Origin of the sequence: Azospirillum sp. INR13 (genome assembly GCF_015390205.1) — a bacterium.
GTDB lineage: Bacteria > Pseudomonadota > Alphaproteobacteria > Azospirillales > Azospirillaceae > Azospirillum.
Genome location: NZ_VUOI01000006.1, coordinates 132,999 through 147,750 on the forward strand (window position 1 = coordinate 132,999; position 14,752 = coordinate 147,750).

Below are 14,752 nucleotides of genomic sequence, written 5' to 3' on the forward strand. Positions count from 1 at the left end.
CTCAGGTTTCCGGGGCGGACGGAGCGGCCGGGGCGTCCGTCTGCTCCTCCTCCAGGATGGTGGTGACGCGATGGAGGAACGCAGGGATCGAGAAGGGCTTGCGCAGGAAGGCCCTGTAGTCGTCGAACTCCTGCCTCACCGCCGCCTCCGGCAGGGCGCTCATCATGACGATGGGGATGTTCTGCCAGGCGGCCTCGTCCCGCAAGGCGCGGGCAAGGCCGACGCCGTCCAGCAGCGGCATCATGTAGTCCGTGACGACGAGATCCGGAACGGCCGGGGCCTCGGCCAGCCGGCTCAGCGCCTGCTGGCCGTTGGCCGCCACCAACACGTGATATCCCTCCTCTTCGAGGATGGAGCCCAGCACCGTGGCGATGCCAAATTCATCTTCGACCAGCAGGATGGTTTTCACGCCCCCCCCTACCGCGACGGGCGTTTTGACGAGAACGACCCCGGCAGTCCGGGATTGTCCGAAGAGCGCGCGTACCCCTTGAGCATCCCTTCATAACCGTTGAAGGGGCCAATGATCTCAACGCCCTTGTCCGTGATCCGGAATTCCTGCAATGCAGGATCGAACCCGCTGTCGCGCAGCTTGGCGACGGCCAGCAGACGCCGCGTGCGGGCCTCCACCTCGACATAGCGCAGGACGATCATGTTCTCGACCAGCGCGGAGACGCCGTAGATCGGCGCCTGCAACGGCGCGCCGATCAGATCCCGTGTTTCCCAGGTGAAGAAGGCGGTGACCCCCAGGCCGCGCAGTTCGTTCGACAGGGTCGAGAAGAAGCGGCTCATCCGCTCCGGATGAACGGAGGATTCCATGAAGCCGTCCAGCCCGTCGACGAACAGGCGCCGGACACCCCGGCGCCGGATGGCGTCCAGCATGGTGTGCGCCAACTCGTCCAGGACGTTCTCACCCTGTGCCTGCCAGAGGATTTCCAGGGCGCCCTGCGCCTCCAGCCCTTCCAGATCCATGCCGAGCGCCGCCGCCTTCATCCGCAGCCGGGCCGGGGTTTCGTAGAAGCCGAAATGCAGACCGGGTTCCGCCGCGCTGGATCGGGACAGAAAATGGATGCCGATGTTGGTCTTGCCGATCCCCGTCGGCCCCATCAGGACGGTGGTGGTGCCCGCGAAGGTGCCGCCGCCGACGATCCGGTCCAACCCCTCCACGCCGGTGGCGACCTGTGCGCCCACCGGCTGTTCGAGATGTGAGGGGACGGCGAATTGCGCCTCGATTCGCGGGTAGATCACCAGCCCGTCGCCGGTGATGCGGAAGGGATGGCGGCCACGCAGGGAACCGCTGCCGCGGAACTTGCGGACCTGAAGGCTGCGCTCGGTCCGCACCTCGTAGACCCGGTCGTCCAGATCGACCAGCCCGTCGACCATGGTGTGCTCGGCGCGAACCGGCCCGGGATTGCCGCTCGTCAGCAGCAGCACCGTGCAGTCGTTCATCGCCGCATACATCTGGACTTCGTGAATGAACTTCTTGAACTCGCGGTCGGACGCGGCGGTCTCCTGCGCCGCGACGAGACCGTCGAGGATCAGCAGGCTTGCGCGGTGCTTGCGGATCTCCCGCTGCAGCAGATCGCGCAGCCCCTTCAGCCCGTCATCCTCCAGCGTGCCGAAGCCACTGATGTAGTAGAGGCGGTCGGGAATGACCGTCTCGTCGAAGAAGCGCATCGGGCGCAGATGCTGCAGCATCCGGCTGTGCGATTCCGCCAGAAGCGTGACATAGGCCGCCCGGCCGCCGGCGGCGACATGGTTGAAGCACATCTGGTTGGCCAGGATGGTTTTCCCGGCGCCGGGGACACCCTGGATGATGTAGACGCCACCTTTGAGAAAGCCGCCCCGCAACACGGTGTCCAGCCCTGCGATTCCGCTCGGCACCCGTTCGAGTTCCATGCCTTGCCGATCGTCCATCATGAGGTCCGAGGTTCTTTCGGTGTTGCGTCCAATGGCAGCCGGACCGTGAAGGTGGACCCCTCACCCGGCCTGCTGTCCACGTCGATACTACCGCCATGCGCCTGCAGCAACGATCGAACCAGCCACAGCCCGACCCCGAAGCCGGCCCGCGTCTGCCCGGAGACGACCTGTTCGAACTGCCCGAAGATGCGCTCCTGCGCTTCGACCGGAATGCCGGGGCCGTGGTCACGCACGCTCAGGCATACCTCATCGTTCTCCTGCGCAAGGGTCACGTCGACTGGATTGCCCGCCCCGTACTTGATCCCGTTGGACAGCAGGTTGCCGACGATCTGCTCCATCGCCAGCCGGTCCCACCATCCCTGCAGGCGGTCCGGCAGGGCAAGGCGGATCATCGCCTTGGTATGGGCGGCTTCCGCGGCGTAGCCTTCGGCCGCCTGCCTGACCACCTCGCTCAGATCGACCGGCTCGATGTGGAGATCGACCTGCCCGGCGTTGAGACGCGATACGTCGAGCAGCGTGGTCGCACGCTCCACATAGCGCTGCAGTGCAAGCGTGGCGCGCTTCAGCGCCCGCACCAGTTCTTCGTTGCCGGTGGGCTTCGCCATCCGGTGCGCCGAATCCAACAGCAGGCTCAGCGCATACATCGGGTTGCGAAGTTCGTGGGCGGCAATGGCCAGAAAGGCATCGCGCGCACGCACGGCCTCCTCCAATTCCACGACGCGGGCCCTGAGTTGCTCCTCAGGCGTCATGGACCGTTGCAACTGAGGAAGGCAACCAGTTCGTTCACAGGACGCTCCCTACCGCTCATTCGACATCGTCGGACACGATAACAGCTGCCCCGGCACGCGAAAGGATCCAAGCGACATATGCCGGATGTTGCTTGGATCCTTTCGCGTGCCGCGGAACCCTCCCGCCGTCCGCACTAATCGCGCCCCCACAGCCCGCGTTCGCCCAGATCCTCGCCGCGCTGGCGCTCCAAAGCCTGGGAATAGCGGCGCAACGCGAAGGACTCCGTCACATAGCCGATGATGCGCCGGTCGGTGGGGGAGGACAGGACCGGCAGCGCCTCCACCTCCGCCGTGCCGAAGCGGTTCAGCACGGTGCGGGCGTCGTCGCCGGGCATCAGAACGGCATCCGCCTTGCTGGCGAGCGTGCCGACGCGGGCTTCGGTGGCCTCCGCATCCTGGTCGGGGTCATGGATCTGCGACATGTCGATCAATCCGGCATATCTGCCGGATTCGTCGACCGCGAACACCGTCTTGGTGGAGCCCAGCGGGTAGAGGCGGCGTAGCGCCTCCACCGTCAGGGTGGCGGGCACCGTCTTGGCGTCGCGCCGCATCAGCCGGAATGCCGTGAGTTCCGACAGCCAGCCGATGTCGTAGGCGCCGCGGATCGGCACGCCGCGCAGGTGAAAGCGCCATGTGGCGAAGGAGTAGCCGAAGGCCTGCCGCACCACGGTGGTGGACAGCACCACCCCGATCAGCACGCCCGAGGCTGCCCATAAATCCTGCGTCGTCTCCAGCACCAGCAGCACCATGGTGACCGGCGCGCCGACGACGCCCGCGGCGACCGACCCCATCCCGACCAGCAGCAGAAGACCGCCGTCGATCCCCAGTTCCGGCAGGAAGCTTGCCGTGGCGATGCTCAGCAGGCCGCCGAACAGCCCGCCGATGAACAGGGAGGCGCTGAACAGGCCGCCGCGGAAGCCCGATCCCAGCGACACGGCCGACGCCAGGATCTTCGCCACCAGCGTCAGCGCCAGCGCCAGCGCGCCGCCCGCCAGTTCCGGCGGCACTGCGCCGGGACCGCTGCCCATCACCGCCGGCACTGCCAGCGCCAGCCCGCCGACCATCAGCCCGCCCACCGCCGGGCGCATCCAGCGGGGGACCGGCAGGCGCTTGAACCCGCGCTCCGCCACCGTCACCGCCTGCATGGCGAGGATGCTGAGCCAGCCGGCCAGGAAGCCGACCACGCCGCAGGCGGCATAATCCCAGCCGGCGATCTCCACCGGCCGGCCGAGCGCCAGCGGCGCCTCGCCGCCGGTCAGCAAGGCCGATGCCGCCACCCCCAGCGCCGCCGCCGCGCCGACCGGGGCCAGCACCGCCAGCGTATAGCCGCCCAGCACCAGTTCGAAGGCATAGAAGGCCCCGGCGAGCGGCGCGTGGTAAGCGGCGGCAATTGCTGCTGCAGCCCCGCAGCCGACCATCGTGCGCAGATCGGCGCGGCGCAGCCGCAGCCGCTGCCCGAGGGAGGAGGCGAGACCGGCGCCCGCCTGGGTATAGGCCGCCTCCATGCCCACCGACGCGCCGGATCCGTTGGACAGCGCGGTCGTCACCGTCAGGCGCAGGCTGTCGATCAGCGACATCTTGCCGCCATACAGCGCGTTCGCCTCCACCGCGTCGACGATGTCGTTGGGGCGCCAGCGCCGGAACAGCATCGACAGGATTCCCAGCAGCAGCCCGCCCGCAACCGGCACGCCCAGCGTCCGCAGCAGGTCGGGCACGCCCTGCCCCAGCTTCTCCCCCTCCGGCAGATCGAAGGCCAGCGCCTGCAGAAGCAGGACCGCCTCGTGCAGCGATCCCACCGCCAGCCCGACCGCGCCGCCGACAAGGCCGGCAAGCACCACCACGGCCAGCGCACTGTCGCGCACGCTCCAACGGTCGGACAACGTGGTCGCAGCCGACGCGTCGAGCACTGCATAAGGGTCGCTGCCGGCGCGGGCGTTGTCGCCCACGCCGTCGATGGAAGTGGAATTGTCCGGCATGATCACGCTGACTGATGGCCCATCCGTCCTTGGACAATGGGCCGGACGGGCGTGTGTTCCGTCAGGACTTGCCCGGCTGCGGTTTCGCCTGCGGCTTCACCGTCGGCGGAGCGGACCCCGCCTGCGATGCGGCGGGCGCAGCAGCGGAGGGAGCAGCCTCGCCTGCCGGAGGGGCTGCAGACGTTGCAGCCGGCGGATTGGCGGGCGCGGTATCACTCGGCGCTGTGGCCGGCGCTGTGGCCGGCGCTGTGGCCGTAGCGGCGGCCGGAGCGGTGCCGGCACGGCGCAGAACATGGGTGAGGTTGTCGCGCACCTTCTCGGCCAGCGGCTCGTCCGGTTCGGCCGCCTCGTGGAAGATCACGGTGAACAGGCGGCGTTGCGACAGCAGGAAGTTCAGCGTGACGTGCAGCTTGCCCTGAGGCATGGCGCAATCGACCGAGCCAGTGCGCAGCCAGACCGAACCGGCCTGTTCGGACGGGTTCAGGCTGACGGTCGGGGTGCCTTCGCACCGCTGCTTCATCGCGTCGGCGAAGCCGTCCGACAATTCGTCGATTTTGGCGTCCTCACCCACCGCGCGCTCGCGGATGCCGCCGACGATCGGACCGAAGCGCCAGGCGACGTCGGCCGGACGGCGCTCCTGCGGGATCTTGTCCATCGGGACCAGTTCGGCGTCATGCACGCCGGCTGCGGTCAGCAGGCTGTCCAGCCCTTCCGGCAGGCGGTTCTTCTTCTCAGCCGGGCGGCCGGCAGCGACCTTGATCGGCGGAACGTTGCCTCCCTTGTCGACGCAGGTCTTCAGGTCGCCCAGCACCTTCTTGGTGCCGGACAGCTTGAAGGCGATGCGGTCGGTGGCCGACGACACCACCAGTTCGCTGCCGCCCATCAGGGCGTTGACCAGTTCCTCGTCCTTGCCGTTGGAAACCACCAGCATGTCCGGCTGCGAAGCGATGGCCACCCGTTCGCGCTTCAGCTTCCTATCCACCTCGATGGTGACCGGCCATTCGCCGCCCTTGGGCAGGTCGGCGCCAGGGATGCCGATGCCGATGTTGGTCTCGCCCTTGGGGCTGCGGGCGAACATCAGCACATGGCCGGAGGTGAATTCCCCCTCCGCCACGCAATAGGCGAAGCTGCCGTCTTTCTTCTTGGCAGCGCCGCCGTCCCAACTCTCGATCAGTTCGCCCGGCCCATCGGGCTTGGCCGGCGTCGCGGTACCCTGTTTTTCACCGGGCTTTTCACCCGGCTTGACGTCCTGCGCCGGAGCGCCCGGGGTCACGATTTCGGCCTCGGGCACCGGCAGGCCGTAATAGACTGCGGGGGGAATGCTCGGCTCGACCGGCACCAGTTCGGCCATCGCCGGCGCCGACGCCACACCCAGCAGGAGAAGCGCGGACAGCGAAGCGGCGGAACGGGCGGTCATGACGAGGTAATCCATAGATGGTCGTGGCGGCGAAGCTATCCGCGCCCGCCCCCATCCGCAAGCCCAACCGCCCATCCTGTTGCAGGAGGCAGACACCTGTTGCACAGGACACGCAGGGGATTTGGGCTAAACGCCGAAGAAGGCCTCGCGCAGCACCTTTTCCGACAGCGACGCCACCGGCCCGTCCCCTACCAGGCGGCCCAGCCGCAGCAGGACTGCGCGCGGGGCGACCGTCAGGGCGCGCGCCGCACTCTGTTCGGCCAGCAACACGGCGGTGCCGGTGGCGGCGATGCGGCCGACCGCGGCGAAGACCTCGTCGGCCAGCTTGGGTGACAGGCCGAGCGACGGTTCGTCCAGCAGCAGCAGGCGCGGCCGGCCCATCAGCGCGCGGCCGAGGCTCAGCATCTGCTGCTGGCCGCCGGACAGGCGCCAGGCGCTTTCCCGGCTCTTGCCCGCGAGGTCGGGAAACAGGGCAAAGACACGCTCGACATCCAGCGCGCGCTCGCGGGCGGCCGGCAGGCCGGCAACCTCCAGATTGTCGCGCACGCTCATTCCGGGGAAGACCCGCCTCCCCTCCGGCACATAGCCGATGCCGCGCCGGACCCGCGCCTCCGTCGCCAGCGGGGAGAGGTCGCCGCCGTCGAAGCGCAGGTCTCCCTGCGCCGGCACGAGGCCGAGCAGCGCCTTCAGCAGCGTCGACTTCCCCGCCCCGTTGGCGCCGAGCAGCGCCACCGTCTCGCCCGCCGCGACGGTCAGCGAAACCCCGTCGAGCGCCGTCACCCCGCCATAGCCGGCAGTCAGGTCGCGGATGGACAGCAAAGCACTCATGCCGCCCCCGCGCGGCCCAGATAGGCCGCCGCCACCGTCGCATCCCGGCGCACTCCATCGGCCGGCCCGTCATAGATCACCCGCCCGCGGTCGAGGCACAGCACCCGGCCTGCCAGCGGCAGCAGGAAGCCCATGTCATGCTCCACCAGCAGGACCGCCATCCCCTCCCCCGCCAGTTGGCGCAGCAGGGCGGCCAGTTCCGCCTTCTCGCCGTCGGTCAGCCCGGCGGCCGGCTCGTCCAGCAGCAGGACCGCCGGCCGGCGGACCAGGGCGCGGGCCAGTTCCACCCGCCGCCGCAGCGCCGCCGGCAAGCCGTCGCAGCTCTGTCCCGCAAGGTCGCCCACCCCCAGCCGGTCGAGCGCCCAGCGGGCATGCGCCTCCGCCGTCGCCGCGTCGGGATCGAAGGCCAGACGGGCGGCGGCCACCGCCTCCAGCACGCTGGTCCCCTCCGGCAGGATCGCCGCCTGGAAGCTGCGGGCCAGCCCGGCATGGGCCAGACGGTCGGCGCGGGCACCGGTGACGTCCCGGCTGCCGAGCCGCACCCGTCCGGCATCGGGCCGCTCCAGCCCCGACAGCAGGTTGATGAGCGTGGTCTTGCCCGACCCGTTGGGACCGATCAGCCCGGTGATGCTGCCCGGCCGCAACTCCAGAGACACGCCGTACACCGCGCGCACGCCGCCGAAGGACTTGGCAAGCCCCACCACTGTCAGCCCGTCCGCCGGTGCGGGTGGCTGCGGCGGTTCGCGCGCCTCCGGCAGGGCACGGGCGGTGCGGCCGAACAGGCGTCCGGCTGCGCGGTCGAGCAGCCCGGTCAGACCGTCGGGCGCCAGCAGAACGGTCAGCAGCAGGGCCATTCCGTAGACGACCAGATAGCCGCGCTCCATGAAGCGGAACCATTCCGGCAGATGCAGCAGCAGCACCGCGCCCAGCACCGCCCCGGCCATCCGCCCCCGCCCGCCGACGATGGCGATGGTGAGGATGGAGACCATGACCGGGAACTCCAGCACCTCCGGCGAGACGACGCGCTGGGTGTGGACCGCCAGCGCTCCGGCCGCTCCGGCGAACAGGGCGCTGATGCCGAAGGCGGTCAGCCGCAGCCGCCCGACGTCGAGCCCCAGCGTTCCCGCCGCCAGCGGATCGTCGCGCAGCATGGTCAGCGACCGCCCGAGCCTCCCGCGCGCCAACCGCCACCCCGCCAGACCGCCGAGCGCCACCAGCCCCCAGACCAGCCCCGCCATCGGCAGCCCACGCGGCACCGTCCACCCGAACAGCACCACCGCCGGCACGCCGGCCAGCCCGTTGGAGCCTCCGGTCAGCTCCGGCAGGTTGACCGCCAGCAAATGCAGCACCTGCGCGATGCCCAGCGTGGCCAGGGCGAAATAGTGCGACTCCAGCCGCAGCACCGCCAGCCCGACCGGCAGCGCCAGCAGGAGCGGAACCAGCATCGACAGCGGAAAGGTCGCCTCGAAGCCCAACCCATAGCGGCTGCCGAGGATGCCGGTCACATAGGCGCCGACACCGAAGAAGGCGCCCTGGGCGAGGGACAGCGCGCCGCCGAGCCCGAAGACGATCTGGAATCCGAAGGTCGCCAGCGCATAGACACCGGCAACGGTCAGCACGCGCAGGCCATAGGGAGAGGCGAAGGCGAGCGCGTAGACCGGCAGGGCGAGGGCGCCTGCGAGCAGCGCCAGATTTTCCACCCCGATATAGCCCTCGCCTCGGGAAAAGACGTTATCCCTCACCCCAGACGCTTCGCAATCAGCGGACCGCGCGTCGGCGCCGTATCCGTCACCGTGACCGACGCGCGCAGGCGGCGTTCGGCTTCGTCGGCCTGCGCCTCCGTGCGGGCGTGCAGGATAACCAGCGGCCGCTCACCCGGACCCACCGTGTCGCCCAGCCCGGCCACCTCGTCGAAGCCGACGGCGAAGTCGATGGCGTCGGTGGTCTTGGTCCGGCCGCCGCCCAGCGCCACCACCGCCATGCCGACGCCGCGGGTGTCGATGGCTCCGACGAAGCCGCTGCGCTCGGCGAAGACCGGGCGCACGATGGGCGCGCTTTCCAGATGGCGGTCCGGCTGCTCCAGCAGGTCGGCCGGCCCACCCAGCGCCGTCACCATACGGGCGAACCTTTCCGCCGCCTCGCCGCTGGCGATGGAGCGGTCGGCCATGGCGCGTCCGGCCGTGGCGTCCGGCGCCAGCCCGGCAAGCGCCAGCAGTTCGGCCGCCAGCGCCGCCGTCACCTCGTAGAGCCGCGGGTCTGCTGGCTCGCCGCGCAGGATGGCGAGGCATTCGCGCATCTCCAGCGCATTGCCGGCGCTGCGGCCCAGCACCTCGTTCATGTCGGTCAGCAGGGCGACCGCCGGCAGTCCGGCCCCCTTGGAGACGGTGACGATGCTGTCCGCCAGCGCCTCGGCATCTTCGAACCGCTGCATGAAGGCGCCGGTGCCGAACTTCACGTCCATCACCAGCGCGTCGAGCCCGGCGGCGAGCTTCTTCGACAGGACCGACGCGGTGATCAGGTCGAGCGATTCGACCGTCGCCGTCACGTCGCGGATGGCGTAGAGCCGCTTGTCGGCCGGGGCGATGTCGTCGGTGGCGCCGATCACCGCACAGCCGACCTCCTTCACCACCCGGCGCAGCAACTCGTTGTCGGGCTTGGCGCGATAGCCGGGGATGCTCTCGAACTTGTCGAGCGTGCCGCCGGTGTGGCCGAGACCCCGCCCCGACACCATCGGCACGAAACCGCCGCAGGCGGCCAGCATCGGCGCCAGGATCAGGCTGACCTTGTCGCCGACACCCCCCGTGGAATGCTTGTCGATCACCGGACCCGGCAGGCCCAGCGACCGCCATTCCATCACCGTGCCCGAATCGCGCATGGCGCGGGTCAGCGCCACCCGTTCGTCCAGGCTCATGCCGCGGAAGAAGACGGCCATGGCGAAGGCCGCGGCCTGCGATTCCGAGACGCGGCCATCGGTGATGCCGCGGACGAAGTCCTGGATGGTGGCGGCGTCGAGCGGCTGGCCGTCGCGCTTGGCGCGGACGATCTCCTGCGGAAGCATGCCTCAGTATCCTCCCGCCGGGGCCGGTTCGCGCTCGCCTTCCCGCTCGCCTTCCCGTCCGCTATGCCCGGCAGCCTCCAGCAGCGCGTCGAGCAGGCTGGAGGCGCCGAACCGGAAGGTCTGCGGCGTCGCCCAGCCATCGCCCAGGATGTGGTCGGCCAGCGCCAGATAGCGCGCCGCCTCCGCCGCGTCGCGTATGCCGCCGGAGGCCTTGAAGCCGACGGTCTTGCCCGATTCATAGATGCTGTCGAGCATCACCGCCGCCGCCGGCAGGGTGGCGGCCGGCTGGGTCTTGCCGGTGGAGGTCTTGAGGAAATCGGCACCGGCGGCGATGGCGTCGCGCGCCGCCCAGGCCAGCAGGTCGGCATCGGGGAAAGCCCCCGATTCCAGGATGACCTTCATCAACGCCTTGTCGGCGCAGGCCTCGCGGCAGGCTTTCACGACGTTCATCGGCTGGGTGCGGGCGCCGTCGATGAAGGCCTTGTAGGGCAGCACCACGTCGATCTCGTCCGCCCCGTCGGCGATGGCGCGCCGGGTCTCCGCCGCCACCGAGGAGGCGTCGGCCTCGCCGGTGGGGAAATTCACCACGGTGGCGACCTTCACCGGCGTGCCCTCCAGCGCCTTGCGGGCGGTGGGCACGAAGCGCGCCCAGACGCAGACCGCGGCGACCGGCCCCACGGGCGTGACGGCGCGTGCGCAGAGAGCCTCCACCACGCGGTCGGTGTCGTCGCCGTTCAGGCTGGTGAGGTCGAGCATGCCCACGGCACGGCGCGCCAGATCGGCGTCGGACGGGGCGTTGGCGCTGGCGTCGAGCGCGCTTTGCAGGTCGGCAGACAGTTTCATGACCGGGACCCGTCCTTTTCATGCAGGCGTTCGAGGAAACCGACCAGCAGGCGTTCCAGGTCGGCAGCTGCCGCCGATGCGGCGGTCAGGGTCTGGTGATGGTCGACCGGCCCGTCGCCGAGCCCGACGCCCAGATTGGTGACGACGGCGCAGCCGACGACCCGCAGGCCGCAATGGCGCGCGACGATGCATTCCGGGACGGTGGACATGCCGACCGCATCGGCGCCCAACAGCTTCATCATCCGCACCTCTGCCGGCGTCTCGAAGGACGGGCCGGGATAGGCGGCATAGACGCCCTCGGCCAGATCGATGGACAGGCCGGCCGCCACGTCCTTCAGCAGGCCGCGAAGCTCCGGGTCCCAGGCGTCGGTCATGCTGGGGAAGCGGTCGCCGAAGGCCTCGTCGTTCGGACCGGTCAGCGGGTTGGCGCCCAGCAGGTTCAGATGGTCGCTGATCGCCATCAGCCGGCCCGGCCCGACCTCCAGCCGCAGCGAGCCGACGGCGGCGGTCAGAACCAGCGTGTCGCATCCGGCCAGCTTCAGCGCCCGCACCGCGGTCTTCAGCGCGTCGAAGCCGTTGCCTTCATAGGCGTGGACACGGCCCTGCATGCAGGCGACCTCCACCCCGCCCAGCCGCCCGACCACCAGCCGCCCGGCATGGCCGGACACGCTGGGCACGGGAAAGCCGGCGATGTCGGTGTAGGGGATGGCGACCCCATCGGCGATGCGGTCGGCAATGCCGCCCAGGCCGGAGCCCAGCACGATGCCGACCCGCGGCCGATGGCCGGAGGCACGGTGAAGGATGTCCGCGGCGGCGCGGGCTGCGGTCATGTCGGGAAACTCCGCTTAGAAGGCTAAATTGGTTGGGCCGAAGGATTCCGGCAACAGGGTCTCCAGCGGAAAGCTCCGCCGCAGGCCGGCCGGGTCGCAGATGTGGATCGGCGTCTCCGGGGTCGCGAATTCGCGGATGCGCTGGCGGCAGCCGCCGCAGGGGGTGCAGATGTCCTCCGCTCCGGTCTCGCCGCCCATCACCAGGATGGCGAGGATGCGGCGGTCGCCGGCGGTGACCATGGCGCCGATGGCACTCGATTCCGCGCATTGGCCCTGCGGATAGGCCGCGTTCTCCACATTGCACCCGGCGAAGATGCGGCCCGATTCGCCGAGAATCGCCGCACCCACCTTGAACTTGGAATAAGGGGCGTGGGCGTTCTCGCGCGCGGCGCGGGCCGCTTCGATCAGGTGTGCCAGCTCGGGCGTGTCGGTCATGGCCTCAGCGCTCCTTGACATAGGGGATGCCGCTCGCCTTCGGGGCGATGGCCTTGCCGACGAAGCCGGCCAGCAGCAGCACGGTCAGCACATAGGGAAGCATCTGGATGAACTGCACCGGAACGACCCCGATCACCGGCAATTCGACGCCCTGGAGGCGCACCTGCACCGCGTCGGTGAAGGCGAACAGCAGGCAGGCGAACAGCGTCGGCCCCGGCCGCCATTTGCCGAAGATCAGCGCCGCCAGCGCCAGATAGCCCTTGCCGGCGGTCATGTCGCGGACGAAACCGGCGCCATGGCCGGTGGAGAGATAGGCCCCCGCCATCCCCGTCAGCACGCCGGTGACGATCAGCGCCTGATAGCGCAGCTTGGCCACCGACAGGCCGGCGGTGTCGACCGCCGCCGGATTCTCGCCCACCGCCCGCAGCCGCAGCCCGAAGCGGGAGCGGTAGAGCACCCAATGGGTGGCGATCACCAGGACCAGCGTCACCCAGATCAGGATGTTGTTGCCGTTGAACAGTTCGCGGTAGATCGACCCCAGAACGGGCACGCCGGCCAGCGCGTCGGCCCCCGGCAGCTCCACCGCCGGGATGCGCGCCTGACCGGGCAGCAGCGGGGTCTGGCCGCCCTGCTGGAACCAGGCATAGGCAAGCGTCGGCGCCAGCCCGGCGACCAGGATGTTGATCGCCATGCCCGACACCACCTGATTGCCGTTGTGGGTGATGCAGGCGAAGCCATGGACCATCGCGAGCGCCACCCCGGCGGCGATGCCGGCCAGCAGCCCGATCCATGGATTGAGGGTGGCCGAGGCGACCGCGGCGGAGAAGAAGGCGCCGGCCAGCATCTTGCCTTCCAGTCCGATGTCGACCACGCCGGCCCGCTCGCAATACATGCCGGCGAAGGCGGCCAGCACCAGCGGCGTCGCCACGCGGATCGTGGCGCCCAGCAGTTGCAGCGCCAGAAGAAGCGCGTCCTCCATCGCTCAGCTCCTCCCCGTGCCAGCGGTGGCGACACCGCGGCGGCGGAACAGTGCCTCCACCTGCGGCTTGAACAGGTTTTCCATGGCACCGGCGAACAGGATGACCAGACCCTGGATGACCATCACCAGCTCGCGGTTGATCGTGGGGTATTCGAAGGACAGCTGGCCGCCGCCCTGCGCCAGAACCCCGAACAGCAAGGCCGCCAGAATGATCCCGACCGGATGGTTGCGTCCCATCAGCGCCACGGCGATGCCGACGAAGCCGACCCCGCCGGTGAAGTTCAGGATCACCCGGTGCTGCACGCCCAGGATCTCGTTCACGCCCACGAAGCCGGCCAGGGCGCCGGAGATCAGCATGGCGACGATGATGTTCCGCGCAGGGGAGATACCGGCATAGACCGCCGCCCGCTCGTTCCGGCCCACCGTGCGCAGCTCGTAGCCCCAGCGGGTCCGGCGCAGGAACAGGTGGTACAGGACGCAGCAGGCCAGCGCCCACAGGAAGGACAGGTTCAGCGGCGAGGCCGGAATCGCGATACCGAGCCAGCCCAGCGCCCGGTCCATCGACGGCAGCCAGACGCCGGGATCGAACTCGCGGGTTTCCGGCGACTGGCTGCCGGGGCGGATCAGCACGTCCACCAGCAGCCAGGTCATGATCGACGCGGCGATGAAGTTGAACATGATCGTCGTGATGACGATGTGGCTGCCGCGCTTGGCCTGCAGCCAGGCCGGGATGAAGGCCCAGGCGGCGCCGAACAGGGCCGACGCCAGGATCGCCAGCAGCGCCACCACCGGCCAGGGCCAGCCGGTCAGCGCCAGCGCCACCAGCCCGGCGCCGAGCCCGCCCAGATAGGCCTGCCCCTCGCCCCCGATGTTGAACAGCCCGCAATGGAAGGCGATGGCCACCGCCAGCCCGGTGAAGATGTAGCTGGTGGTGTAGTAGAGGGTGTAGCCGATGGCCTCCGGATATCCCAGAGCCTCCGTCACCAGCAGCGACAGCACGTCCACCGGGTTCTCGCCGATCACCAGGATCACCAGCCCCGACAGCACGAAAGCCGCGACGAGGTTGAGTACCGGCAGCAGCGCATACCCGACCCAGCCCGGCACGACGCCCGGCTGACCCTTCCCCGACCCGCTCAGCAGCACCGGCGTCTCCTGGATTGCCCCTTGCCGGGGATTCTTAACCGGCAACCCCGCCGCTGACCAAGGATTTCGTCACGCGGAAAAAACCAAGAGGTCCTGAGACTTGGAAGCGTCACAAAAGTCTTGCCGCAGCGCAGCATTCTGGCATGCTTTTTACCCATATGAAAATTATGGTTATGGAGCATGCCCGATGCCGCTCGACCTGCCGCAGACCTTCCGCCATCACGTCTTCTGCTGCGCCCAGCAGCGCCCGCCCGGCCATCCGCGCGGCAGCTGCGCCGCCAAGGGTGCGCATCCGCTGTGGCAGCGCCTGGACCAGAAGATTCAGGGCAAGGGGCTCGCCGATGTCGGCATGGCGCTGACGGGCTGCCTCGGCTTCTGCTCCGCCGGGCCGCTGATGGTGGTGTATCCTGAAGGCATTTGGTACCGGCCGGAAACACCGGAGGACATCGACGAGATCGTCGAGTCGCATTTGGTGAAGGATGTGCCGGTGGAGCGGCTGGTGATGGTGTTGACGCGGTGAGGGGTGGGCTGACGGTGC

The 14,752-nt window shown here is 69.5% G+C and carries 14 protein-coding genes; 1 reads left to right on the forward strand and 13 read right to left on the reverse strand.

The annotated features are described in order from the left end of the window. Position 1 precedes the first annotated feature (1 nt). The 13 genes from F1643_RS07420 to F1643_RS07480 form a co-directional block, all read right to left on the reverse strand. On the reverse strand, positions 2–409 hold the full coding sequence (locus tag F1643_RS07420; protein WP_194912309.1) for a response regulator: 408 nt from the start codon (positions 407–409) through the stop codon (positions 2–4). A gap of 8 nt (positions 410–417) precedes the next feature. Beyond that, positions 418–1,896, reverse strand: a complete 1,479-nt coding sequence (locus F1643_RS07425) for an ATPase domain-containing protein (RefSeq protein WP_206692391.1) — start codon at positions 1,894–1,896, stop codon at positions 418–420. 17 nt (positions 1,897–1,913) lie between these two features. Next, on the reverse strand, positions 1,914–2,666 hold the full coding sequence (locus tag F1643_RS07430) for a sensor histidine kinase KdpD (protein WP_194912311.1): 753 nt from the start codon (positions 2,664–2,666) through the stop codon (positions 1,914–1,916). 173 nt (positions 2,667–2,839) lie between these two features. Further along, positions 2,840–4,681: a chloride channel protein gene (locus tag F1643_RS07435; protein ID WP_194912313.1), complete on the reverse strand. Its 1,842-nt coding sequence runs from the start codon at positions 4,679–4,681 to the stop codon at positions 2,840–2,842. Positions 4,682–4,742: 61 nt separating this feature from the next. Continuing rightward, complete coding sequence (locus F1643_RS07440; RefSeq protein WP_194912314.1) at positions 4,743–6,098, reverse strand: hypothetical protein; 1,356 nt, start codon at positions 6,096–6,098, stop codon at positions 4,743–4,745. 126 nt (positions 6,099–6,224) lie between these two features. Further along, positions 6,225–6,926, reverse strand: coding sequence for an ABC transporter ATP-binding protein (locus tag F1643_RS07445; protein WP_194912315.1), 702 nt, complete (start codon positions 6,924–6,926; stop codon positions 6,225–6,227). After that, a complete protein-coding gene (locus tag F1643_RS07450; RefSeq protein ID WP_370540508.1) occupies positions 6,923–8,668 on the reverse strand; it encodes an ATP-binding cassette domain-containing protein in 1,746 nt (581 codons plus the stop codon). Before F1643_RS07450 ends, F1643_RS07445 begins: the two co-directional genes overlap by 4 nt. After that, positions 8,665–9,984, reverse strand: coding sequence for a thymidine phosphorylase (gene deoA, locus F1643_RS07455; RefSeq protein WP_194912316.1), 1,320 nt, complete (start codon positions 9,982–9,984; stop codon positions 8,665–8,667). The genes F1643_RS07450 and deoA overlap by 4 nt, the downstream gene beginning before the upstream one ends. A 3-nt stretch (positions 9,985–9,987) precedes the next feature. Further along, positions 9,988–10,827 carry a deoxyribose-phosphate aldolase gene (deoC, locus tag F1643_RS07460; RefSeq protein WP_194912317.1) on the reverse strand — a complete coding sequence of 280 codons (840 nt, stop codon included), beginning with the start codon at positions 10,825–10,827 and terminating at the stop codon, positions 9,988–9,990. Further along, on the reverse strand, positions 10,824–11,657 hold the full coding sequence (locus F1643_RS07465; RefSeq protein ID WP_194912318.1) for a purine-nucleoside phosphorylase: 834 nt from the start codon (positions 11,655–11,657) through the stop codon (positions 10,824–10,826). The genes deoC and F1643_RS07465 overlap by 4 nt, the downstream gene beginning before the upstream one ends. 15 nt (positions 11,658–11,672) lie before the next feature. Continuing rightward, complete coding sequence (gene cdd / locus F1643_RS07470; protein WP_194912319.1) at positions 11,673–12,092, reverse strand: cytidine deaminase; 420 nt, start codon at positions 12,090–12,092, stop codon at positions 11,673–11,675. Between the two features lie 4 nt (positions 12,093–12,096). Continuing rightward, positions 12,097–13,071, reverse strand: a complete 975-nt coding sequence (locus F1643_RS07475; RefSeq protein WP_194912321.1) for an ABC transporter permease — start codon at positions 13,069–13,071, stop codon at positions 12,097–12,099. Positions 13,072–13,074: 3 nt separating this feature from the next. Continuing rightward, positions 13,075–14,214 carry an ABC transporter permease gene (locus tag F1643_RS07480; protein ID WP_194912322.1) on the reverse strand — a complete coding sequence of 380 codons (1,140 nt, stop codon included), beginning with the start codon at positions 14,212–14,214 and terminating at the stop codon, positions 13,075–13,077. A 187-nt stretch (positions 14,215–14,401) separates the two neighbouring features. On the opposite strand from F1643_RS07480, the gene F1643_RS07485 reads away from it, so the two are divergent. Continuing rightward, the gene (locus tag F1643_RS07485; protein WP_194912323.1) at positions 14,402–14,734 is read left to right on the forward strand and encodes a ferredoxin; all 333 of its coding nucleotides are present in this window, start codon (positions 14,402–14,404) and stop codon (positions 14,732–14,734) included. Positions 14,735–14,752: the final 18 nt, after the last annotated feature.

Excerpts from the sequence above, each read along its gene's own strand:
- deoC (WP_194912317.1), bottom strand. The coding sequence starts at position 10,827 with ATGAAACTGTCTGCCGACCTGCAAAGCGCGCTCGACGCCAGCGCCAAC.
- F1643_RS07425 (WP_206692391.1), bottom strand. The coding sequence starts at position 1,896 with ATGGAACTCGAACGGGTGCCGAGCGGAATCGCAGGGCTGGACACCGTG.
- F1643_RS07435 (WP_194912313.1), bottom strand. The coding sequence starts at position 4,681 with ATGCCGGACAATTCCACTTCCATCGACGGCGTGGGCGACAACGCCCGC.
- F1643_RS07440 (WP_194912314.1), bottom strand. The coding sequence starts at position 6,098 with ATGACCGCCCGTTCCGCCGCTTCGCTGTCCGCGCTTCTCCTGCTGGGT.
- F1643_RS07465 (WP_194912318.1), bottom strand. The coding sequence starts at position 11,657 with ATGACCGCAGCCCGCGCCGCCGCGGACATCCTTCACCGTGCCTCCGGC.
- F1643_RS07485 (WP_194912323.1), top strand. The coding sequence starts at position 14,402 with ATGCCGCTCGACCTGCCGCAGACCTTCCGCCATCACGTCTTCTGCTGC.
- cdd (WP_194912319.1), bottom strand. The coding sequence starts at position 12,092 with ATGACCGACACGCCCGAGCTGGCACACCTGATCGAAGCGGCCCGCGCC.
- deoA (WP_194912316.1), bottom strand. The coding sequence starts at position 9,984 with ATGCTTCCGCAGGAGATCGTCCGCGCCAAGCGCGACGGCCAGCCGCTC.
- F1643_RS07430 (WP_194912311.1), bottom strand. The coding sequence starts at position 2,666 with ATGACGCCTGAGGAGCAACTCAGGGCCCGCGTCGTGGAATTGGAGGAG.
- F1643_RS07475 (WP_194912321.1), bottom strand. The coding sequence starts at position 13,071 with ATGGAGGACGCGCTTCTTCTGGCGCTGCAACTGCTGGGCGCCACGATC.
- F1643_RS07445 (WP_194912315.1), bottom strand. The coding sequence starts at position 6,926 with ATGAGTGCTTTGCTGTCCATCCGCGACCTGACTGCCGGCTATGGCGGG.